The 20958-nt window shown below is 44.9% G+C and carries 16 protein-coding genes and 1 pseudogene; 4 read left to right on the top strand and 13 right to left on the bottom strand.

Annotation, left to right across the window (positions count from 1 at the left end):
• The first annotated feature begins 8 nt into the window (after positions 1 to 8).
• Positions 9 to 995 (top strand): class 1 fructose-bisphosphatase, encoded by a 987-nt coding sequence (locus GQ367_RS02370; protein ID WP_215291154.1) that lies wholly within the window; start codon positions 9 to 11, stop codon positions 993 to 995.
• A gap of 78 nt (positions 996 to 1073) precedes the next feature.
• Here GQ367_RS02370 and ald read toward each other — a convergent pair whose 3' ends face one another.
• From ald to GQ367_RS02345, 5 genes are all read right to left on the bottom strand, one after another.
• Positions 1074 to 2189, bottom strand: a complete 1116-nt coding sequence (gene ald, locus GQ367_RS02365; protein WP_215291153.1) for an alanine dehydrogenase — start codon at positions 2187 to 2189, stop codon at positions 1074 to 1076.
• A complete protein-coding gene (locus tag GQ367_RS02360; protein ID WP_215291151.1) occupies positions 2186 to 3559 on the bottom strand; it encodes an amino acid permease in 1374 nt (457 codons plus the stop codon). Before GQ367_RS02360 ends, ald begins: the two co-directional genes overlap by 4 nt.
• 279 nt (positions 3560 to 3838) lie before the next feature.
• Positions 3839 to 4984, bottom strand: a complete 1146-nt coding sequence (locus tag GQ367_RS02355) for a hypothetical protein (protein ID WP_215291149.1) — start codon at positions 4982 to 4984, stop codon at positions 3839 to 3841.
• 7 nt (positions 4985 to 4991) lie between these two features.
• Complete coding sequence (locus GQ367_RS02350) at positions 4992 to 5456, bottom strand: DUF1854 domain-containing protein (RefSeq protein WP_251370191.1); 465 nt, start codon at positions 5454 to 5456, stop codon at positions 4992 to 4994.
• A gap of 4 nt (positions 5457 to 5460) precedes the next feature.
• Positions 5461 to 7734 (bottom strand): ABC transporter ATP-binding protein, encoded by a 2274-nt coding sequence (locus GQ367_RS02345; RefSeq protein WP_215291856.1) that lies wholly within the window; start codon positions 7732 to 7734, stop codon positions 5461 to 5463.
• Positions 7735 to 7906: 172 nt separating this feature from the next.
• On the opposite strand from GQ367_RS02345, the pseudogene cphA (GQ367_RS02340) reads away from it, so the two are divergent.
• Together cphA (GQ367_RS02340) and cphA (GQ367_RS02335) are read left to right on the top strand one after the other, a co-directional pair.
• Positions 7907 to 10051: pseudogene (cphA, locus tag GQ367_RS02340) on the top strand (cyanophycin synthetase); the annotation flags it as partial.
• A gap of 12 nt (positions 10052 to 10063) precedes the next feature.
• Positions 10064 to 12628, top strand: coding sequence for a cyanophycin synthetase (gene cphA / locus GQ367_RS02335; RefSeq protein ID WP_215291143.1), 2565 nt, complete (start codon positions 10064 to 10066; stop codon positions 12626 to 12628).
• A 22-nt stretch (positions 12629 to 12650) separates the two neighbouring features.
• On the opposite strand, the gene GQ367_RS02330 is transcribed toward cphA (GQ367_RS02335), so the two are convergent.
• The 7 genes from GQ367_RS02330 to GQ367_RS02300 all read right to left on the bottom strand — a co-directional run bounded on the left by GQ367_RS02330 (position 12651) and on the right by GQ367_RS02300 (position 19662).
• A complete protein-coding gene (locus tag GQ367_RS02330; RefSeq protein WP_215291142.1) occupies positions 12651 to 13508 on the bottom strand; it encodes a ThiF family adenylyltransferase in 858 nt (285 codons plus the stop codon).
• Between the two features lie 92 nt (positions 13509 to 13600).
• The gene (locus GQ367_RS02325) at positions 13601 to 15718 is read right to left on the bottom strand and encodes a sodium:solute symporter family protein (RefSeq protein WP_215291140.1); all 2118 of its coding nucleotides are present in this window, start codon (positions 15716 to 15718) and stop codon (positions 13601 to 13603) included.
• A gap of 2 nt (positions 15719 to 15720) precedes the next feature.
• Positions 15721 to 15984, bottom strand: coding sequence for a DUF4212 domain-containing protein (locus GQ367_RS02320; RefSeq protein WP_215291138.1), 264 nt, complete (start codon positions 15982 to 15984; stop codon positions 15721 to 15723).
• 99 nt (positions 15985 to 16083) lie between these two features.
• Complete coding sequence (locus GQ367_RS02315; RefSeq protein ID WP_251370190.1) at positions 16084 to 16662, bottom strand: tetratricopeptide repeat protein; 579 nt, start codon at positions 16660 to 16662, stop codon at positions 16084 to 16086.
• On the bottom strand, positions 16659 to 16955 hold the full coding sequence (locus GQ367_RS02310) for a hypothetical protein (RefSeq protein WP_215291136.1): 297 nt from the start codon (positions 16953 to 16955) through the stop codon (positions 16659 to 16661). The genes GQ367_RS02315 and GQ367_RS02310 overlap by 4 nt, the downstream gene beginning before the upstream one ends.
• Before the next feature lie 162 nt (positions 16956 to 17117).
• Positions 17118 to 17756, bottom strand: coding sequence for a PolC-type DNA polymerase III (locus GQ367_RS02305; RefSeq protein ID WP_215291135.1), 639 nt, complete (start codon positions 17754 to 17756; stop codon positions 17118 to 17120).
• 1 nt (position 17757) lies between these two features.
• The gene (locus GQ367_RS02300) at positions 17758 to 19662 is read right to left on the bottom strand and encodes a DUF294 nucleotidyltransferase-like domain-containing protein (RefSeq protein ID WP_215291134.1); all 1905 of its coding nucleotides are present in this window, start codon (positions 19660 to 19662) and stop codon (positions 17758 to 17760) included.
• A gap of 65 nt (positions 19663 to 19727) precedes the next feature.
• On the opposite strand from GQ367_RS02300, the gene pdxH reads away from it, so the two are divergent.
• Positions 19728 to 20363 carry a pyridoxamine 5'-phosphate oxidase gene (gene pdxH, locus GQ367_RS02295; protein WP_215291132.1) on the top strand — a complete coding sequence of 212 codons (636 nt, stop codon included), beginning with the start codon at positions 19728 to 19730 and terminating at the stop codon, positions 20361 to 20363.
• A gap of 15 nt (positions 20364 to 20378) precedes the next feature.
• On the opposite strand, the gene msrA is transcribed toward pdxH, so the two are convergent.
• A complete protein-coding gene (msrA, locus tag GQ367_RS02290; protein WP_215291130.1) occupies positions 20379 to 20918 on the bottom strand; it encodes a peptide-methionine (S)-S-oxide reductase MsrA in 540 nt (179 codons plus the stop codon).
• Positions 20919 to 20958 lie beyond the last annotated feature (40 nt).

Raw genomic sequence — 20958 nt, 5'->3', positions numbered from 1 at the left:
AAAAACATATGTCGCAAGGCACCACATTTACCAAATACATCACAGAGCTTGGCTCTAAGAATCCTCAGATTCCAGCATCACTGTTGGTATCCGTTGCCAACGCTTGCAAATTAATTGCCAAACAGGTCGAGCAAGGTGCACTAGCTGGCATCATTGGCTCTGCTGGCAGTGGCAACGTTCAAGGTGAAACTCAGCAAAAACTGGATATCATTTCTAACGACATATTGTTAGAGGCTTGTGGATTAGATTCAACATTGGCAGGCATGGCTTCTGAAGAAATGGAAACCATTTTCCCTGCCAATAAAAATGGTAGCTTTCTACTACTATTTGACCCACTTGATGGCTCATCCAATATTGATGTGAACGTTTCTATTGGCACCATCTTCTCAATCCTGAAAAAACAAACTGCTGGCGAATTAACTGAAAAAGATTTTCTTCAAGCCGGATGCGATCAAGTTGCTTCAGGTTATGTGGTCTACGGTCCACAAACCACATTGGTCTATACCACTGGTCAAGGTGTTCACATGTTCACGCTCGATCATGAAACAAATGAGTTTTTACTGATCAAAGAAAACATCACGATCTCGCCTGACACCAAAGAATTTGCCATCAATATGTCAAATATGCGTCACTGGGATCAACCCGTGAAACGCTATGTTGATGAATGTCTTGCAGGCACTGAAGGTGCTCGTAAAAAAGACTTCAATATGCGTTGGATTGCCTCAATGGTGGCTGATGTGCATCGCATCCTGTGCCGTGGTGGTGTATTCATGTACCCATGGGACAAACGTGATCCAAGCAAACCAGGTAAGTTGCGCTTGATGTATGAAGCCAACCCTATGAGCTTTTTGATTGAGCAAGCGGGTGGTGCTTCAGTCAACGGCAAAGACCGCATCATGACTTTGCCAGCTGAAAAATTACATCAACGCGTGTCTGTTGTGCTTGGCTCAAAAAATGAAGTGGATTTAATTCAGAAATACCACCAAGGATCCTAGTTAATTACACAAACTCCTACCCAACAAAAAAGCCTCTGATCCATTTGAATCAGAGGCTTTTTTCTTAGGACAAGATCATCAATGAATCATGGTTTTCGGATCCATGTAATCAAGCCCATGAGCACAAGCAACGGCCTCACAAGTGACATGACCTTGATAAACATTTAAGCCATTCATCAAATGCGCATTTTCAATCAATGCTTGTTGAGCACCCTTATTGGCCAGTTCCATCACGAATGGTGCCGTTGCATTGGTCAAAGCCATCGTTGAGGTCCTAGCAACCGCACCAGGCATATTCGCAACACAATAATGAATCACATCATCGATTTGATAAGTAGGTTCTTGGTGTGTGGTTGCATGAGATGTCTCAAAACAACCACCCTGATCAATCGCCACATCCACAATGACGGATCCAGACTTCATGGCCGACACCATTCTTCTTGTGACCAACTTTGGTGCAGCACCACCTGGAACCAACACACTGCCAATCACCACATCGGCACTCAACACTGATCTCTCAATATTGGCTGTGCTTGAATACAAGGTGTGAATTCTGTTGCCGTATAAAGCATCCAGCTCTCTTAAGCGATCAAGGTTTTTATCAATGATGGTCACACGGGAGCCCATGCCAACCGCCATCTGTAAAGCAGCACTGCCCACAACGCCAGCACCCAAAATCACCACATCAGCAGCAGGCACACCTGGCACTCCAGCCAATAACAACGCTCGACCACCATTGGCCTTTTCTAAATGATGGGCGGCTGCTTGGATGGACATTCGGCCCGCCACTTCACTCATCGGAGCCAACAAAGGCAATCGGCCATTAGCACTGGTCACTGTCTCATAGGCAATGCAAATAGCATTTGATTGAACCAAAGCCTGGGTTTGATGAAGGTCCGGAGCTAAATGCAAATACGTGAACAAAACCTGTCCTGAGCGAAGCATCTTGCACTCTTCAGGCTGTGGCTCTTTGACCTTAACAATCATCTCAGCTTCGGCAAATATGTCACTTGGGCAATCAACCAATTGAGCCCCGGCCATGACATAGTGCTCATCCATGAAACCAATGGCCTCACCCGCATTTTTTTGAACCAACACCTGGTGACCCCAAAGCCTTAATTCGGTGACTTGATCGGGTGTTAAGCCAACTCGATACTCGTGATTCTTAACTTCCTTAGGTACGCCAACAATCATGATGCACTCCTTTCTTTCTTATGTAGACCAAAAATAAAATACAACAATGTCAATCCAATCAAAATTGGAGGACCAACGTAAAACGCCATGCGGGTCGACTCTGAATAAGCCATCAAGCCAATGACAAACATCACAAAGAAGATCGCAAACCATGAGCCGTATGGCCACATGATTGCCCTGTAGGGCAAGGCATCTCTTTGCACTTGAGTTAAAGATTTTCTAAATTGGATTTGCGTGAATAGGATGGCAATCCAAACCAATAGGCCAATCAAAGTCACCGCTGCAGTGATCCACTGGAATGCTTTCTCAGGAACAAAATAGTTCAAGGCAACTCCCAGTGTTGGTAACAGAATTGTCATGAGGATGGCTTTCATGGGAACGCCTGATTTAGACACTTCACCCAATGCTTGAGGGGCATTACCAATTTTGGATAAGCCCAAGAGCAATCGACCACCACTGAATATGCCCGCATTACAAGAAGAAAGCGCTGCTGTGATCACCACAAAATTGATGATGCCGGCCGCTTCTCTTAAGCCGATGCTCTCAAACATCGCAACGAACGGGCTGCCTTGCTGACCAACTTGATGCCAAGGGAAGATCGCCAAAATAACAAACAAGGCTCCCACGTAAAAGATCAAGATGCGCCATGCCAATGAATCAATCGCCATAGGAATGGTCTTTGTTGGGTTTTCAGCTTCACCTGCTGATAAGCCAATCATCTCAATGCCAACGTAGGCAAATAAAACCATTTGAAGTGATAACAAGAAACCACTCACCCCATTAGGGAAAAATCCACCATGCTGCCAAAGGTTAGCTATACCAATCGGCTCACCACCCACACCAAGGCCAAAGAAAATCATTCCACAGCCCATCGCAATCATCGTGACAATCGCGACTACCTTGATGAGAGAAAACCAAAACTCGAACTCGCCGAAAACTTTCACTGCCACGAAGTTAATACCACCCATGGCCAACAATGAAGACAAGGCCCACACCCATTGAGGAACATCTGGGAACCACATCATCATGTAAATACCAACGGCCGTGACTTCAGCTAGGCCCACCACAATCCAGTAGGTCCAATATCCCCAACCAACCAGATAGCCCGCTAGAGGACCAATGTATTTGCCCGCGTAATGCGCAAATGATCCTGCTACAGGCTCATGCACCGCCATTTCACCAAGTGCTCTCAGAACTATGAAAGCCACCAAGCCAGCTAGAACATAGCCCAGCATGATGGATGGTCCTGCCAGTTGAATGGCTGTGGCTGAACCTAAAAATAAACCAACGCCAATTGTTGAACCCAAAGCCATTAGACGAATATGTCGTGGCTGAAGACTTCTTTTTAAACCATGGTTGTCATGAACCATTTTTCACCTCTACTGTGTCATTCAAAAAATTGAACAGGCAGAATAGGAGGCAATCAATTACTTGTATATGGCCCAAAAATGCATGAAATATCTAATTTAAGAAAAGTAACAATGCGAAATTTTCAATAGCCAATAAGAATCAAGGCTTGAGAGAAATGCCGTAAATTTTTCTTACGAGAAAATAGGAAGTTTCCTACAAAGAAATCAGAAGATTCCTACAAGGATGTAATCCAAATAATTAAGGAATTTGGATGAATTTAGAAGAGTTTTAAAAATTAATTAATCAGAAAAATTTAAATCTGATGTTGATGGGCGAACGTAGCGAGGAGATTCTCTCGATGCATCGATGCATCCCCCATCTTTATAAACACCCTGAGGATCTCTATAACGCATCATTCGATCAATGATCATTTGATACTTTGATGGGTCTGCCATTGATTGCTTGACACAAGACTCCACAACATCTTCATTCATTTGTGGCTCACCATCATCACCAACAAAGACGCCGTCACGCCAGTGGTAAACCTCTAAACACTTTGTTTCCAAACTGAATGGCTGATCTCTTTTCCAAAAATTGGTGAATAAGTTGTGCCCCAAGTAAATGACCCACGAACCCTCATAACCTGCGACATCAGAAGATCGATCATCCGGATTACGAAACCAGACACGATCTCCAGGAACGTAATATTTCATAGGGAACGGATTTTCAAGCGTGCCGTATTCTTTGAGCAGCGCTTCATGAAATTCACCCGAACGAATAGCGCTTCTCTCAGAACGCAACTCCATCCTCCTCAATAACTCAGGATTCACATCATTAAGCTCTTGCGCAATGCTCAGCAAGACCACATACTCCGTGGCCCGATAACAGGAAAATGAATAGGCATTCTGCATTTTTTCAGGCTGAGTGGCTTTGATCAGTCCATCAATGATGGACTGCCCTTTATTTAATAAAAATCCTTCTTCCTCGTCATAATGCCAATAATCCGTTGGCCTCTCAGCTGCCTCTGTATCAAAGTTCAATGCCGCCTTAAAGCCTGCATTAACGACATAACGACGAATGCTGATAGCTGATACCAACTCATCAAAACTAGGAAAAGTGAATGGAATGGTTGTCATTAACATCGCAACCAAGATTTCTTTATTCAAATCTTCACTATTTTTTTGGCTATCAATGCCCATGGTGGAATACAAACGAGTGGTATCCCAAGCAGGTGCCCATTGCTCTCTGACACTCTCTTTTAGCTTATAAGCACATTGATAAGTATCGTTACCACTCAAGATCACTGCATCAACATGCTGCCACAACTTAAGTGCCTCCAGATGCTTTTGCATAGTGACCTGCAGTGCACTCAACTCTTCGGTGGTCTTGACAACAAACTCAATCCCACGAGACTCAAAGTGAATATTGGTTTGATTGGCTGTCATTATTTTTTTATAAGAATCTGTCCAACAATCTTCGACTATGTTTATCCAATAACTGAATATCTTCTATGAGGTATTGAACACCATGATTGTCAGAAATCAAATAAGTATCTTTACTGATACGGCGGATATCTTCTTCGCCTTTTAAAACAAATTGAGTAGCACCCCTGCTGGTCTCAACCGTCCAAGTACTAGGAGTTGCAAAGGATGAAACCCCCGCAATCCTTGTCAAAACTGGCATGAACTCTCTGTTAGCGAGCTCTTCCTTGATGATTGACTGATTGTCGGCACTGACTTGATTTAAGTTGTCCAACCAAATTAATTCATGGCCGTCACGATCAACGATTGCAATGCATTCTTCTGGCAGACTGATAGGGAAAGCCTTGACTGGCAAAACCTGTTCATGCAACTGCCCACTCTCAGTTCGCAAGCACAACTGACCAAACGTGTTTCTTGATAAGGTGAAGTTCTTCATAGAATTACCCATTCTTCACCCCCAACTCTACGTCAACCGCATCCATCGCTTGCCTTGCTTGAGTGTCATACATCCGGCGATAAACGCCGTTTAAATCCATGAGCTGATCATGTCCACCCTGCTCGATGATTTGACCTTTATCCAACACAATCAAGCGATCCGCTTTGCGCAGCGTTGATAAACGGTGCGCAATTGCAATTGTGGTTCGGCCCTTGACCAAATTATCCAAAGCCTTTTGTATTTCTTTCTCAGTCGTACTATCCACTGATGAAGTTGCCTCATCCAGTATCAGGATTTGAGGATCGATTAGCAAAGCTCTTGCAATCGAAATACGCTGTCTTTCACCACCAGATAAAGACTGACCTCTCTCACCAACCAAAGAGTCATAGCCGTGAGGCAGTCTTAAAATAAATTCGTGAGCATGAGCGGCTCTTGCAGCAGCAATGATCTCTGCCCGTGTTGCATTTGGTTTGCCATAAGCAATGTTTTCAGCGATCGTGCCGAAGAACAAAAATGGCTCTTGCAGAACCAAGCCAATGTGCCTGCGATAGTCAGCCACAGCGATTGAACGGATATCAACGCCATCTAGACGAATCGTGCCTTCAGCCGCGTCATAAAAACGACAAATTAAATTCACCAAAGTACTCTTGCCAGATCCACTGTGACCCACCAGGCCAATCATTTCACCTGGAGCAATCTTTAAATTGATGCCACGCGTCACAGAACGATTACCGTATCTGAAGCCCACATTATTTAACTCTATGAGACCTTCTACTTTTGTTAACTTGATCGGCTGAGTCGGCTCTGGAACGCTTGATACGTGATCCAAAATATCAAAAATACGTTTAGATGCCGTAGCAGCCTGTTGAGTGAAAGCAACAATGCGACTCATAGAGTCTAGACGTGTGTAGAAGCGCCCAATGTACGCCAAGCAAGCTGTCAACATACCAACGGTGATGGCGTCGTGTGATATTTGCCAGATACCAAAAGCCCAAACCACCAACAATCCAATTTCCGTTAACAAAGTAATCGTTGGCGAGAACAAGGCCCAGACCTTATTCACTCGATCATTCACCGCCAAGTTATGTTCATTGGCCAATCTAAAACGATCAGACTCACGCTCCTCTTGAGCAAAGGCTTTCACGACACGAACACCTGGAATCGTGTCAGCCAACACACTCGTGACCTCTGACCAAATGCGGTCTATTTTTTCAAAGCCGTAACGCAATTTATCTCGCACCACATGGATGGCCCACCCAATAAATGGCAAAGGTATCAATGTCACCAAAGCCAACCAAGGATCGATCGAAATTAGAATCACTGCCGTCATCAAAATCATCAGGACATCGGTGGCAAAGTCCAAAAGATGCATTGATAAGAACAAACAAATGCGATCTGACTCTGACCCGATACGAGCCATCAAATCGCCGGTTCTTTTGCCGCCAAAGTATTCCAAGGACAGCTTCATCAAATGTTGGTAAGTGGTGGTTCGAAGATCCGCACCGATGCGCTCACTTACCAAAGCCAAAATATAGGTTTTAGCCCAACCCAACACCCAAGCCAAAATTGCAGCCCCGAGTAAGGCACCCAAATAAAGCAAAGTTAAGTTGACATCGATGGCCTGACCATTTTGATAAGGCAACAAAATGTCATCCATTAATGGCATGGTCAGATAAGGTGGCACCAAGGTGGCCGCAGTAGAAGCAAGCGTTAAAACGAAGCCTGCGAACAACTGGCCTTTATAAGGCTTAGCAAAGCGCCATAATCTCAATAAGGTCCAAGTTGATGGTGGCTTTAAGTTTTCTGAACTACAAGCTGGACACTCATCCTGATCAGGAGGCAACGGCACCCAACAAGTTGGGCATAAAGGCTGCGAAGTTTCAGCAAGCTCAGGATTGAACTTACCCAAAGACTTAGCTAACTCAACCTGAAAATTTTGGACCAGACGATTGGCCACAGGATTTTGTGCCAAAGTGAATCGCCAGTTGGCCAATCTTCCAGATTGGTTGAGTAACTCTAAATTTGCTACGCCAGCATGATCATGTAACTGCAATTTCAGATCTTCAGAAAAAGACCATCTTGACCAAGATGCAGACTGTTCTTTGCTGGCAATCAAGCCTTGATTGGTTAAGCAAACCAAGCCTTTTGCAAAATGCAGCTGTTCGTTTAGATCCAGTTCTAAAACAGCAATTACTGACTCATTGGCATTCAAAGCCTGGGCCACCGAGTGGCTCCACTCCTTGGGCAATCGTTCCAAAGGATCGGGATGGCTATGAATAGCGTTGGGGGTGGTGGTAGAAGTAGAGTTCAAGGATGGCTTTATATCTTTATTTGTCGGCAATTATCGCAAATTTGCCAATCAAAATATTTACCTTTTTCTGTCAACCAAAGATTACCCAAAGCGTTAAACGACAACGTACAATTAGGTATTTTTGGCACTTTAGCCCCACATGACTAAAAAAACTATAGAAATCATAGATATAAAGGTTCTTAAAGGACCCAGCATGTGGACCTATCGCCCGGTTTTAGAAGCCTGGGTCGATATACATGATCTAGAAGACTACCCATCGAACACCCTCCCTGGCTTCACAGACAGACTGGTGGCTTGGCTTCCGAGCCTGATTGAACATCGTTGCTCTTACGAGGAACGAGGCGGCTTCATCAAAAGACTTGAAGAAGGCACTTGGCCAGCACACATCCTTGAGCACGTGACCCTCGAACTACAGAATCTAGCTGGTATGCCAGGAGGCTTCGGCAAGGCTCGCGAGACCAATAAGCGTGGCGTTTATAAAGTGGTGGTTCGTGCTTGGCATGAAAAGATCACTGAAAAAGCGCTTTATCACGCACGTGACCTGGTGATGGCAGCGATTGAAGATCGTCCATTTGATGTGCCAGCCGCCATCAAAGAAATTGAAGACATGGTCGACAGTCTTTATTTGGGTCCTAGCACCGCTTGCATCGTTGATGCAGCCAGAGAAAAGAAGATTCCAGCCACTAGATTGTCTGAAGGCAATTTGGTGCAATTGGGCTATGGCAATAAGCAACGCAGAATTTGGACAGCTGAAACAGATTTGACCAGCGCGATTGCTGAAGGCATTTCAAAAGACAAAGACTTAACCAAATCTCTCTTAGCCTCATGTGGCGTTCAGGTTCCTGAGGGGCGCATGGTTGATAGCGCTGATGATGCTTGGGCAGCAGCTCAAGACATCGATGGCTCTGTGGTGGTCAAACCTTATGACGGTAATCACGCCAGGGGTGTGTTCACCAACCTATCAGATCAAGCACAGATTAAAAAAGCTTATGACGACGCCTTAAAAGAAGGCAGTGGCGTGATTGTTGAACGCTACATTCCTGGCAATGAACATCGCTTATTGGTGGTTGGCAAAAAAGTAGTGGCTGCCGCCAAAGGCGAATCAGCTTGGGCCAAGGGTGATGGAAAAAGAAGCATCCGCGAATTGATTGAAGAAGAGATCAATACCGATCCTCGCCGCGGTGATGCAGAGATATTGCCGTTGAGCCCTGTTGTATTTGATACAAAATTAGAACTAGAGCTTGCTCGTCAAAACTTCACCTTGGACTCAATCCCTAAGGCGGGTCACGATGTTTTGGTTCAAGCTTCAGGCAACATGGCTTTTGAAGTGACTCACTTGGTTCACCCATCGGTTGCTGAACAAGCCGCTTTGGCTGCACGAGTGATTGGTTTAGATATTGCAGGCGTTGATATCGTGGCTGAAGATATTTCGAAGCCACTTGAGGATCAAGGCGGCGCAATTGTTGAAGTTAATGCGGGCCCAGGTTTAATCATGCACCTTAAGCCTGGTGTTGGTGAACCGCAACCAGTCGGTGCCGCAATCGTTAACCACCTCTTCCCGAATAATGCGGATGGACGAATTCCAGTTGTTGGCATCACCGGTTCTCGCGGCAAAACCATGGTGGCACAACTCACCACTCACCTAATGCAATTGACTGGTATGAAAGTAGGCTTAGCTTGCAGCAAGGGAGCCTTCTTCAATCATCGACTCCAAACCCAGGGCAATTGTGCCAACTGGATCAGTGCCAATCGAATCTTGCTAAACCGCCAGGTTGAGGCCGCAGTTTTTGAAAACGACAGCCGCACAATTTTGAATGAAGGTTTGGCATACGATCGCTGTACTGTTGGTGTGGTGACTAATCTTGATCCTCTAGACACGGTGCCAGAATGCTCAATCACTGAACCAGAGCAAATTTATAACGTCTTACGAACTCAAGTAGACGTTGTATTACCTAAGGGATGCACCGTTCTTAATGCCGATGATGAAGCAGTCGTCAAAATGGCTGAACTATCAGATGGTGAAGTGATTTTCTTTAGTAAATATGGACCTAATGAACACACCAAGAAACATTTGCAAAAAGGTGGTCGGGCCCTGTTCACCGAAAACAATATGATCATCTTGGCAACGGGCACTGATCAATACTCACTCATTAGCACCGCCAGCATTCCTCTCTTACAAGCCAGCAGCAAAACCAATACCCTAGAAAGCATACTGGCTGCTGTCGCTGCAGCATGGTCTTTAAACATACCTAAAGACATCATTGCTGCAGGTCTTCAAACTTACCAATAGTCAATCATGGAATTAATTCGCATACGCGCTCTCAGAGGTCCTAATTTTTGGGGCAAACACACTTCTCTAGAGGCATTGGTCAAGTGCGAAGAAAACGAAAAAATCATCACCAATATTTCTGGTTTTGAAACTCGCTTGCGTGAACGCTTTCCACAACTCGGCCCATTGCGCCCACACACACAAAATGAAACCGTCTCTTTGGCTCATGCTTTAGAGGTTTGCTCAAGAGACTTACAAGCTCAAGCAGGATGCCCGATCACTTTCAGCAGAACCATGTCAACACCAGATGATGGTGTGTATATTGTCGTCGTTGAATACACCGAAGAAAAAGTCGGACGTTTGGCACTTGATTTGGCCATGAAGTTATGTCGTTCAGCTCTGATTGATAACGGCTCGCACCTCGATGAGTACCTCAAGCAATTAAGAGATTTGGATGAAGACATTCGCCTAGGCCCAAGTACTGGATCAATCGTAGAAGCTGCCATTGCGCGTGGCATCCCCTATCGTCGTTTAACCGAAGGCAGCATGGTTCAACTTGGCTGGGGCAGTAAGCAACGCCGCATCCAAGCTGCTGAAACAAGCACTACCAGTGCGATTGCTGAATCAATTGCCCAAGATAAACAGTTAACCAAAGACTTACTTCATGCTGCTGGCGTGCCAGTACCCATGGGGAAAATCGTGACGACTGCCGAAGAAGCATGGGAAGCTTATTTAGAAATCAAGTCCCCTGTAGCAGTTAAGCCACGGGACGGCAATCAAGGCAAAGGTGTTGCTGTCAATATTGATAACCGTGAACAAATAGAGATTGCTTTCAAAGCAGCTTCAGCCATTTCTTCTGAAGTAATTGTTGAACGTTACATGCCAGGACATGATCATCGTTTATTAATCATCGGTGGCCAGCTAGTAGCAGCCGCTCGTCGCGAACCGCCTTATGTGATTGGTAATAATAAAAATACCGTTCGCGAATTAGTTGAAGAAGTAAACAAAGATCCTTTGAGGGGTGATGGTCACGCCACTTCACTGAGCAAGATCCGCATCGATGAAATCGCGATTGCCACTCTTAAGAATCAGCAACTCACTCCAGACTCGATTCCTCCAAAAGGTTTACGCGTCACTTTGCGCAACAATGCAAACTTAAGCACTGGTGGCACTGCCACTGATGTGACTGATGACGTCCACCCAGACCTAGCTGTTTCAGCCATTGCCGCAGCACAAATGGTTGGCTTGGATATTTGTGGGGTAGACGTGGTTTGTGACAACGTTTATAGACCACTAGAAGAACAAGGTGGCGGCATTGTTGAAGTCAATGCCGCACCAGGGTTGCGCATGCACTTGCATCCTTCTTACGGTAAAGGTAGACCAGTTGGTGAAGCCATTATTTCAACCATGTTTGGTAAAGAAGATGATGGCCGAATTCCAGTGGTGGCAGTGACCGGCACAAACGGTAAAACAACCACGGTTAAGTTGATGAGCCACATGTTTGAGCAACAAGGTTTGCGTGTTGGCCATACTGGCACAGATGGCGTTTATGTCAATGGCAAAAGAATCGACACAGGCGACTGTAGCGGCCCTAAGAGCGCTCGCAATGTCTTAATGCACCCTGACGTTGATGCAGCTGTTTTAGAGACGGCACGGGGCGGCATTTTGCGCGAGGGTCTGGGCTTTGATCGTTGCCAGGTTGCAATTGTGACTAATTTGGGCGAAGGCGATCACCTTGGCATGAATTACATCAACACCACTTCGGAATTAGCCGCTGTTAAACGTGTGATTGTTCAAAACGTGGCCAGCAATGGTATGGCTGTTCTTAATGCAGCAGACCCGATGGTTGCCAAGATGGCAAAGTCTTGCCCTGGCCAAGTCACTTTCTTCGCAAGAGATATACAGCACCCAGTGATGGCAAAGCATCGCGCTCAAGGTCAGCGCGTGGTTTTTGTTGAAAACAACAAAATCGTTGCAAGCGAAGGTAAAAAAGAATTCCACATTGACTTGAACCAAGTACCTGTCACGGTCAATGGCAGCATCAGCTTTCAAGTAGAAAACGTCCTAGCAGCAGTTGGTGCTGCATGGGCACTGAACATTTCTTGGGAAACCATTGCTGAAGCATTGGCTACCTTTGTGAGTGACTCACAAACAGTGCCTGGTCGCTTTAATATATTCAAACATCAGGGTGCCACTGTGATTGCTGATTACGGCCACAACCCAGATGCAATCAAAGCCCTATCAGAAACGATTATCAACATGCCTGCTAAGAAACGCATGGTTGTTATAAGTGGTGCAGGTGACCGTCGTGATGAAGACTTGCGACGCCAAACAGAAATCCTTGGACAGTACTTCGATCACGTGATCCTCTATGAAGATCAATGCCAACGTGGTCGTCCAGACGGCGAAGTGATTGGCATCATGAGAGAAGGGTTGATGGCTTCAAAGCAGGTCAAAAAAATACAAGAATTCCATGGCGAGTTTTTAGCCATTGACCAAGCTTTATCTCAAATTGAAGCAGGCGACGTTTGCCTTATTTTGGTTGATCAGGTTGAAGAGTCTTTGGCTCACATCGCGAAAAACGTTCATTGATCACCAACGATTTATTGACTAATTATTTTTCCAAATTGGACTGCTGCTTTTGCAGTAGCTTTAATACTTCAGCTGCAGCAATAAATCCAAAAGTGGCCGTAACAGTCACAGCAGAACCATACCCTGCGCAAGACAATCCTCCACTGGCCACACCTTGCCTTGGCTCATCAGAGTAAATCGCTGTCACACCTAATTTCTTCTTAGGATCACTACTAAAACCATATTCTTTGCGCAATGAATATCTAATTTTTGACAACACTGGATCCTGAGTTGTTTTAGCCAAATCAGCTGCCTTGATACGACTTGGATCTAACTTGCCACCAGCGCCACCGCAAATGATCAACGGAATTGTTAAAGACTTTTTACCTAATTGTTTTGTAACTTCTTGTTCTTTTTGTTCAGCCACCCTGACCCTACCAAGCTCATCTCTGCCCTCACAATAGGCCGCCAAGGCAATCTTCATCTTGACATCATCTGTGGCATCAAGCACTGCAAAATATGGGTTCTCAGCGTTCTTACGCAAATACGCATCCAAATTGTCTGGCGTTAAAAACTCGTCAATGATATTGAGCTTGATCAGTGGATTAATCTGCCTGACTCGCTCGGCCATGGCTTCTGATTTTGACTTCCCGAAGTTATCCTCAATCGCATGCAACTGGCGATTCACATTGCTCACAGCAATATGGTCAAAATCCATCAATGTCAGCTCACCAATGCCACTTCTGGCCAGAGCTTCGACTGCCCAAGAGCCAACACCACCCAATCCAGCAACAAGCACATGCGCCCTCTCAAAGGCCTGCAAACCAGTCTCGCCATATAAACGAGCAACCCCTGCAAAGCGCCTATTTTGATTTGTATTCTGATTTGTATCCATAGCCATGACTATATAAGAAAAAACCCGCCTCGAGAGGCGGGTTTCAATGTGAGCCCCGAAGGGCATCACCAATGTTTCATCAATTAAGAATCAACTGATTACTTCAAAGTTGGGTAACGTACGTGGTCGATCAACTCTTGAACTTCTTTATTTGGAGCTGGAGTTACCAAGCTAACCAAAATAATCAAAGCAAAGCCGATAGGCACACCGAACACACCTGCTGAAATTGGAGCGATACCGTACCAAAGTTCAACTGGTGATGTTACGCCGAATATGCCACGCAACCATGGTTGTGTAGTGATCATGTAGTAGAAAGTAGTACCAAGACCACCGATCATACCTACAATAGCACCCCACTTAGAAGCACGCTTCCAGAAGATACCCAAAGTCAATGCTGGGAAGAAAGCAGCAGCAGCGAATGAGAATGCAGCACCAACCAAGAACAAAATGTCCGCAGGTTTTTGCGCAGCCACATAAGCAGCAGCAAGAGCCACTACCAACAACAATGCTTTAGAAATCAACACGCGACGTGCTGTTGGAGCATTCGGGTTAATCATCTTGTAGTACAAGTCGTGTGACAAAGCATTAGCAATTGTCAACAACAAGCCGTCAGCTGTAGACAACGCAGCAGCCAAACCACCCGCAGCAACCATACCTGAAACAACGTATGGCAAGCCACCGATTTCTGGAGTTGCTAACACGATGATGTCGCCACCGATTCTCATCTCACCCAATTGGAAGATACCGTCTTTGTTGATGTCAGTTACTGACAACAAAGTTGGATCAACCGCTGCCCAGCTTGAAATCCATGCTGGTAGCTTGTCAAATGGTGTGCCAACGAGAACGCTGAACACTTCGTACTTAACAAGTACTGCTAATGCAGGAGCTGTGAAGTACAACAAGAAGATGAAGAACAATGACCATGACACAGATTCACGAGCTTGCTTCACAGATGGTGTTGTGTAGAAGCGCATCAAAATGTGTGGCAAAGCAGCTGTACCAACCATCAAACAGAAAATCAAAGCCAAGAAGTTACGACGTGATGTGTCGTAAGCAGCTTTTGCTTTTTCATCGCCATTTGGATCACCAGTAAACTGCGCTGCGTGACGTGGCATACCAGCCAATGGCTTAGCTCTTGCATTATTAGCAGCTTGAGCTTTTGTCCATGCAGCTTTTGCAGCAGCTTCGTCTTTAGGCACGTCAGCCAATGCTTTTTCAGCAGCAGCCAAGTCAGCAGCAGGAGCGTTAGCAGCTTTTAGATCAGCTACTTTCTTCTCTGCAGCAGCTTTATCAGCAGCTAGAGCTGTTGGGATATCTTTAAGTTTTGCACCTAAAGCATCTGCACGCTCTTTGAAAATCGCAATAACTTCTAGCTCTTTTGGATCCTTGATCAACTCTGCTTCACGAGCTGTCACTTTTTCAAGCTGGTAGCCGTAAACTAATTGAGGGATTGGGAAACCAGTTTGTTTCACTGACAACCAAACCACAGGAATCATGTAAGCAATGATCAAGATGATGTACTGAGCTACTTGAGTCCAAGTAACAGCGCGCATACCACCCAAGAATGAACAAACCAAGATACCACCCAAGCCAAGGAAAATACCTAGCTCAAATGAAACGCCTGTCAAACGTGTTGTGATCAAGCCCACACCGTAAATCTGAGCAACCACGTATGTGAATGAACACAAGATTGCAGCAAAAATACCGATGAAACGAGCAATGTTGCCGTCATAACGAGCACCTAAGAAGTCAGGAATAGTGAACTGACCGAACTTACGTAGATATGGTGCAAGGAATAAAGCAACTAAACAGTAACCGCCTGTCCAACCCATGATGAAGGCAAGACCGCTGTAACCTGTTAAGTAAAGAGTACCAGCCATACCGATAAAGGAAGCTGCAGACATCCAGTCAGCACCTGTCGCCATACCGTTATAGATAGCAGGAACGCGTCGGCCCGCTACATAGTACTCAGCAGCATCGTTTGTACGACTCATAAAACCGATACCGGCATAGAGGAATACTGTTGCTGCCAAGAATACGTAACCAATCCATTGACGTGTTAATCCCATTTGTTCTGCAATTGCAAGCAAGATCACAAATGTTAAGAAACCACCAATGTACCAGGCGTAAACCTTGTTAAGTTGTTGTTTGAAAGCCTTGTTCGAAGAAGCTTCGAACATGCTGCTGCCACCGCTATCAGGAGTCATTCCAGCCATGTTTATTCCTCCACTTCTTCAGCACAACCGTGCTCTTTGTCTAAATTGTTCATGTAATGAGCATAGTAGACAATAATTAAAACGTAAACGACCAATGAACCCTGTGCGCCCATCCAGAAGCTGAAAGGCCAGCCAAAGAATGAAAAGCTTAGGTCACGAGCCATGTAGCTAACCACGTAAGTGACAACAAACCAAATAGCCAACAAAATAGATGTGACTCTTAGGTTTTTTGCCCAATACTGGCGATGCGATTCCGTTAATTGCATAACAGTTTCTCCTCGTTGTTACTTTAAAACCAGGTTTCCCCGGAACCCTTTGCGATCCACCAGAATTTCACCTCTGGCTTGCAACCGAACCGCGTTTTGTCAAGAAGCTTTCACTTCAAGCCCAGTCTCCCGCTCTAATTGAGCGGCAAATTTAGGCTCAAACCCTTTGAGATGGCGAATGATCTTCACCGTCTCTTCAGGTTCCTGACGATCCATATGAACCCGCGCTAACTGATACCAAGCGTAAGGGCTCATAGGCTGCAATTGGGTATTGCGCTTAAGGGCTTTAATTGCCTCTTCAAAGCGCTGCTGTTGAATCAAAGTTAGACCCAAGCCATACCAGGCTAAGTCCATTTTTTCATCTAATTCAAGAGCACGACGGAAACTAAACTCAGCATCAGCTACCTGCTTCATCTCTTCCTGTTGAAAGCCGAGGTTGTACCAAGCAAATGCAGGAGCATCTGGCTTGGTCACTAATTTTTTATACATATTGATAGAAGCTTGTTTATTACCTGCTTCTGAGTAAAGATGAGCCAAGCTACCCAACGCATAAGTGTCGTTCGGGTAATCAGCCAACATGTCTTCATATGTCTCAATCGCTAAAGCAGTGCGACCAAACACGATCCAGGTGATGCCGCGCCACTTATGTAATTGCCATTTAAGATCAATTTTCATCATTTACAGCCAACCATTCCTATCGCTACGCAGTGCTCGATTTTTGCCAAAGTCACTGCGATATACAAAACTGAAACAACACAAAAAGCCACTACTGGGATGTGTCGCTCTGCAACCATTTTTGGAGAAATTAACTTGGCTACCGATGTCCAAGGTTTATTCAAGACCACAAACAATTGATAAAACATATTGGTTTCTCTTTTGTTACCAACAATCGCATAAAGAATTGCTTGACCCACTAAAGCCAAACCACCGATATACAAAACCAACTGCAACACATTCAAAAACTGAATCAAATTCTTACCTCAAGGATTTACACCCCTAATTGGGGCATTTCTATCAACATGCGTACTATGGATTTCTTTGGGTAAAGAGAGAATAAGTAGTTACCCTATTTTTCTTATATAAATCAATTTCTTAAGCGAAACTTACAGGTATTTGCTATGGGGCTTACAAACCTAATTTCGGGGTAGCCAGCGGGACTCTCGGGCTAATTTTTCAATCAAATCAATCGTTGGCGCCAATGGCTTGAGCTTAGGCCAAATTTGAAGCATTAATTCAGCAGTGGCAAAGGTATCTGCAGCCGCTTGATGACGCACTGCACACTCAATTCCCAAGTGCCCCATCCACTGATCCAAGGATCTGGCCTTGACCTCAGGGTAGGAAGCTGAAACCAGCGGCTCAACGTCAATCCAAGCATTTTTAAGCTTATGTCCAAGCTGGTATTGATAGGCTCTTTGAATCATCGACTCATCAAAAGCTGCATGGAAAGCCAATAAAGGGGCATCCCCCGCCCAACGCTCAAAGTTTCGCAATACCTCTTGCGGATCCTCACCAGTCATTTGCGCCTGAGCACCAATGCCGTGCAACAAGATATTGTCTTTATCTGAAGCTGAATCTTGCTTCAAGACAGCTTCAAAACTATCGAAAATATCTATTTTTAAGCTTTGATCATCGTTCAAATGAATACACACAGCGGCAATGGCCAGCAAATGATCCTGCCTTGGATCCAGACCGCTGGTTTCAACGTCCAAAACAACCCAGCGTTTCTGATTGATGGCAGGAGCCTGCCCAAATAAGCGTTTTAACCAAAACATCTTAACGACCGTAATCTAATTCAATGCGCTGCTGTAAATCTCTGGTGGCTCTTAGAGACTCTTTGAGAATTCTGCGGTCAATGTTATTCAAACTACTCAATTCGAGCGCATTGAAATTTCCACCAATCGCATGCGAATCGATTTGCACCGATAAACGCAACATTTGTAAAAACTCAAAAGCAGACACCCAAGCCAAGTATTCACGCTCTGGAATATTCAAAGCAAGACCCACGGCAATCAATCGGTCTCTGGTGTTAGTGTCCCCAATGCCATGAGCTAGTGAGTAGATGCGGGCTGCATCAACCAAAATGGCAGTGCCATGAAGTTTTAAATCAATGCATTCTTTGTCTTCGAGCTTGATGGTGTCAATACCGCCATGCCAACTGATAGGCACTTTCATGTTCAAGGAGTTATCAGCGAGCAACTTAATGAATCTCGGAATGGCTTTGGCTTTTTGCATCACGGTATTTTTCATTTCTACTAGCAAATCAGGATTACCTGCCACTAAGCGGAAATCAAAATAGATACTTGCATTCAACAGATCTTCAGGTGAGCCATGCTCTATCCAGTGTGAAAATCGTTCCAACCACTCAGCCTCACTCAAGCAAATCTTTGGATTACTTGCCATCACATTGCCTTTACACAAAGGATAGCCACAAGCATCCAGGGCTTGATTCACATCAAGAGCGAATTTCAAATACTTATCTCTGATTGCATCACTGGCTTGCCCAGAAAACACCAGGGCATTATCTTGATCAGTGGCAATCGTTTGCTCTGAGCGCCCCTCCGACCCCAAAGCAATCCAGGCGAACTCTTTCAAATCCAAGCCATGTTTTTTGGCATTGAGTTCAACCAATCTTTCGCAAACAACGTCATTCAAGTAACTAATCAAGGTTGTGAGCTGTCTTGCCTGAACACCTTGGCCAATTAAATTTTTCGCAAACTTTCTGATGTCTTTGGCGCAAACAATCATGTCCGATAAATCTGGGGCTGATCTTATAGAGGTACTGATGTTTTTCAAAGACAGACGTTGAGTAGCAAACAAATCTCTCTCAGAGATGATGTTCACAATCTCTTTGCCGTCAACCACTGGCACATGTCGAATACCAAACTTGGACATCATCAAAGCAGCGTCCTGAGCTGTATGAGTGATGGTCAAAGCTTTAACGCCTGTGGTCATCACATCTTTGATCGGCGTCTCAAGACTCATCTGCGGAATAGTCACACGCCCCAAGATATCGTAGCGAGTCAAAATACCCAATAAACCATCTTGTTGATTGCTCACCAAAATTGAGCCAACGCGACGCTCATGCATTTGAGTCAAAGCATCTTTGATCGGGGTATCTGGTGAGACAAACAAAGGCTTCTTGCGCGGCAATTGCCCAAGGGGTGTTTCTAAGGATTGTTCAGAGAATATTTGTGAGGCGTATGTTCTTTGTAGAACTTGGCGAGACTGCTCTAAGAATTTCAAGATTCGCAGACTTAGATAATCTGCAAACGGGCTGGATAAGTTAGCCAACTCCTTCATGGTCTCAACAGAAATCCTCAGACAAAAACAATCGCCCAAGGCTGCATAGGTCGCAGTCACAGCGCGACCGGCAACAGCTGCGCTCACAGGAAATAATTCACCCGCCTCAATCTCATGCGCACCACCAGCCTCATTCGCCATGCCTCGTCTTGAAATAACACTGCCCTGACGAATAAAAAATAATTGCTTTACTTCTCCGTTAGCAGGTTCAAGAATGATTTCATCTGGGCCGAAGTAATGTTCTTTGGCTGATTTGATAAAAAAATCAACGTGCTCTGCTTTCATCTCAGAAAAAGGAATCACCTGCATCAACTGCTGACGCAAATTCATGACCAAGCTTCTTGATGGAGTCACCTCTTTTGGCACTTCAATTGACATCAATTCATTCCTTTTAGTTCCAACACAATCCAGCAAAGCCAACAAAGACTATATATACTTCTCTTATGACAAAGCTAGCTGATCTCAGAAAATCCTACATGAAAGGCAGCCTCTCTGAAGAGGATGTTCAAGCCAACCCAGTTGATCAATTCAAGATTTGGTTTGATCAAGCTCAGCATGCAGAATTACCTGAACCGAATGCTATGACAGTAGCATCGGTTGATGAAAATGGCAAACCCAGCGCCAGAATAGTTTTAATCAAAGAAGTGACTCAAGAAGGCTTTGTTTTTTTCACCAATTACGACAGCCGCAAAGGCCAAGCTTTATTGGCCAATCCTCACGCAGCCCTTTTATTCTTTTGGCCAGAGCTCGAAAGACAGATTCGAATTGAGGGCAGTGTTGAAAAGATTTCTGAAAAAGAAAGTGATGAATACTTTCACTCAAGACCATTGGACTCAAGAATTGGCGCATGGGCCTCACCACAAAGCAAAGTGATTTCTGGAAGAGGTGAATTGATTGCCAAAGCGGCAGAATATGCTCTTAAGTTTGCGCTTAATCCACCACGCCCACCTCACTGGGGAGGCTTTAGGGTCAAGCCTGAGGCTGCAGAGTTTTGGCAAGGCAGACCTTCTCGCTTGCACGACAGAATTCGTTACACCCGCGAGCAAAACGCCTGGAAAATTGAGCGCCTTGCTCCCTAATCACATTTAATTGATTTACATCAAAAGATCTTTGAATTGTTCTCTGAACTTGGCCACCTTGGGGCTGACCACAAAAGCGCAATAACCCTGATCAGGATGTAAGTTGAAATAATTCTGGTGATACTCTTCAGCCGGATAGTAAATTGGCAAATCTGAAATTTCAGTCACAATCTCGTTGCCAAAAATTCCAGATTCTTCTAATTGCTTCACCAAGTTCGTAGCGGTGGTCTTTTGAGTCTCATCATGAGTAAAAATGACTGAGCGATATTGCGAGCCCACATCATTCCCCTGGCGATTAAGCGTCGTTGGATCATGAATGGCATAAAAAATTTCTAGCAACTGCTTAAAGCTGATCACAGAAGAATCGAATTCCAAACGAACCACTTCTGCATGATCAGTTCTTCCACTGCAAACTGCATCGTAGTTGGCATCAGAAGCCTTACCACCAGCGTAACCAGACTCAACACGATGAACACCTTTCACGTGCTGATAAACGGCCTCTAAACACCAAAAACATCCGCCACCCAATGTTGCTTCTTGATTCATGACGCTCATCCTCTATTTCAATGATGTCATCTTAATCCTCTGAGCATTA

Origin of the sequence: Polynucleobacter sp. MWH-CaK5 (assembly GCF_018687615.1) — a bacterium.
Classification (GTDB): Bacteria; Pseudomonadota; Gammaproteobacteria; order Burkholderiales; family Burkholderiaceae; genus Polynucleobacter.
This window is presented reverse-complemented; position numbering and strand designations above follow the sequence as displayed.

Coding starts and splice junctions, on each gene's coding strand:
- GQ367_RS02315 (WP_251370190.1), bottom strand. CDS start 16,662: ATGATGAAAATTGATCTTAAATGGCAATTACATAAGTGGCGCGGCATC.
- pdxH (WP_215291132.1), top strand. CDS start 19,728: ATGACAAAGCTAGCTGATCTCAGAAAATCCTACATGAAAGGCAGCCTC.
- GQ367_RS02320 (WP_215291138.1), bottom strand. CDS start 15,984: ATGCAATTAACGGAATCGCATCGCCAGTATTGGGCAAAAAACCTAAGA.
- msrA (WP_215291130.1), bottom strand. CDS start 20,918: ATGAGCGTCATGAATCAAGAAGCAACATTGGGTGGCGGATGTTTTTGG.
- GQ367_RS02305 (WP_215291135.1), bottom strand. CDS start 17,756: ATGTTTTGGTTAAAACGCTTATTTGGGCAGGCTCCTGCCATCAATCAG.
- GQ367_RS02350 (WP_251370191.1), bottom strand. CDS start 5,456: ATGAAGAACTTCACCTTATCAAGAAACACGTTTGGTCAGTTGTGCTTG.
- GQ367_RS02370 (WP_215291154.1), top strand. CDS start 9: ATGTCGCAAGGCACCACATTTACCAAATACATCACAGAGCTTGGCTCT.
- GQ367_RS02355 (WP_215291149.1), bottom strand. CDS start 4,984: ATGACAGCCAATCAAACCAATATTCACTTTGAGTCTCGTGGGATTGAG.
- GQ367_RS02325 (WP_215291140.1), bottom strand. CDS start 15,718: ATGGCTGGAATGACTCCTGATAGCGGTGGCAGCAGCATGTTCGAAGCT.
- GQ367_RS02360 (WP_215291151.1), bottom strand. CDS start 3,559: ATGGTTCATGACAACCATGGTTTAAAAAGAAGTCTTCAGCCACGACAT.
- GQ367_RS02300 (WP_215291134.1), bottom strand. CDS start 19,662: ATGTCAATTGAAGTGCCAAAAGAGGTGACTCCATCAAGAAGCTTGGTC.
- GQ367_RS02330 (WP_215291142.1), bottom strand. CDS start 13,508: ATGGCTATGGATACAAATCAGAATACAAATCAAAATAGGCGCTTTGCA.
- ald (WP_215291153.1), bottom strand. CDS start 2,189: ATGATTGTTGGCGTACCTAAGGAAGTTAAGAATCACGAGTATCGAGTT.
- cphA (WP_215291143.1), top strand. CDS start 10,064: ATGGAATTAATTCGCATACGCGCTCTCAGAGGTCCTAATTTTTGGGGC.